The organism is Ruminococcus sp. RTP21484sp1_RTP21277st1_D2_RTP21277_210401, from assembly GCF_040924225.1.
In the GTDB taxonomy this organism is placed as follows: domain Bacteria; phylum Bacillota; class Clostridia; order Lachnospirales; family Lachnospiraceae; genus Blautia_A; species Blautia_A faecis.
Map to the genome: position 1 here is coordinate 1 of NZ_JBCOMJ010000067.1, position 1,557 is coordinate 1,557.

2 protein-coding genes are annotated in these 1,557 nt (G+C 41.2%); both read right to left on the reverse strand.

What is annotated here, in order from left to right; genetic code table 11:
* Positions 1 to 86 precede the first annotated feature (86 nt).
* Positions 87 to 260: a hypothetical protein gene (locus AB5706_RS22970; protein ID WP_003864616.1), complete on the reverse strand. Its 174-nt coding sequence runs from the start codon at positions 258 to 260 to the stop codon at positions 87 to 89.
* Positions 261 to 306: 46 nt separating this feature from the next.
* Positions 307 to 1,464, reverse strand: a complete 1,158-nt coding sequence (locus AB5706_RS22975; RefSeq protein WP_118689240.1) for an IS91 family transposase — start codon at positions 1,462 to 1,464, stop codon at positions 307 to 309.
* Positions 1,465 to 1,557 lie beyond the last annotated feature (93 nt).

Genomic DNA, 1,557 nt, shown 5'->3' on the forward strand with positions numbered 1-1,557 from the left:
CTTTATAGGAAAGACCGCCTGTGGCGCTCTCTTGAATTGAAAAATGCCCGCACGGAGGCGGGCACGACGACAAGACGATTCTTGGATTAGAAGATATAAAAACCTTCCTCTCCAAAATCGTCATCAAGTTCGTCATCATTTAGAAAATAATCCATATCCAGAAGTTCTTCTTCGCTCATGTGGCGAATGTCCCTGGAAGTCATTCCTTCTGGTGGATTTTCGATGTATTTTTTGCGCAGTTCCTCGATATCTGGTTTCATGGTGTTTTCCTCCTTTGAGAGGATTATATCACAGAATCCATAAAAATTATGCAGAAGACCATCTTCTACGAGCTTTGGACATTATTTTCTCGTACATTTCTTCGAGGGAGACGCGCTTGTGGTTAAAGTAAAGTTCCAGAAAGAGCATTTCATGTTTACAGTCTGGACACTTTAATGGATCATATCCAAAAGAAGAAAGGATAGCTGTGCGCCATTTGTTAAAGTCGCGCAGAGTATGCCGTTTCGCTTTTGAAATTGCTAGGTGCAGATTTTTATCTATTTCGCGGTGACGTGCATAAAGACCGCCATACCGGATCATTTTAAAGTGTTTCTCCGGTATGTGCCGGATCAAACGCCTGATGAAATCTAATGCAGGGATTGTTTCCTGAATATATTTGTCATCTTCATGACGGTTGTAATGAAATGTGACTGTTTCCGAGTCCTCATCATAGCTGTCAATTCTGGATGTGGCAATAACTGGCCGTCCAAGATAACGTCCAATGTATTTTATGACCGTTTCAGGGTCACACTTGTTTGGTTTTGCATAAACGTAAAAGCCTTCTTTATGATTCGTGTAGCACTGGGATTTTATTTTTTTGAAAGAAGATCCGAGTCTGCGTCCCATTTCATCAAGCAGTGCTGTGCGGAAAGCATTACGCAGATAAGTATAATTGAAGTGGTGGACCGGACGCCAGAATCCATCATCACTGTAACCACCTTCCGATATAAGACAGTGGATGTGGGGATTCCATTTTAAATCCCTGCCAAAAGTATGTAGTACCATAATAAAACCAGGTGTATAATTTTTAGACTTGTTCATTTTGAAGAACATACGAGAGACGACACTGGTAACAGAGTGAAAGAGGCAGTCGAGCAGAGTACGGTCTTCAAGAAAAAAGTCACGAAGATTTTCATCAATAGTAAAAACACAGTGGCGGTGCTGGACATTAACAAGTTTAAAAGACATGGAAGTAGTGCGTTCCATGGAATACTTGTTTCCGCAGGTAGGGCAGAAACGGCTGTGGCATCGGAATGGGACAAATTTAAGCTTGCCGCAATGGGGACAACCGTACATGGCACCGCCAAAAGATGGATCACCACAGTTGATCATCTTATCGATATTTTCCATCTCAGTAGATCTCGGATGAAGTGTATATTTAATTTCTTCATAGTAGTCAGTAAAGATTCTTTGTAAGATATTCATAAGCCTATTATGAATGAAAAGTTGAAAAAAAGAAACCCCTATCCCCTCAAGATTGAGGGGCAGGGGAGTTGAAGTGTCGAAGACACTTTTTTA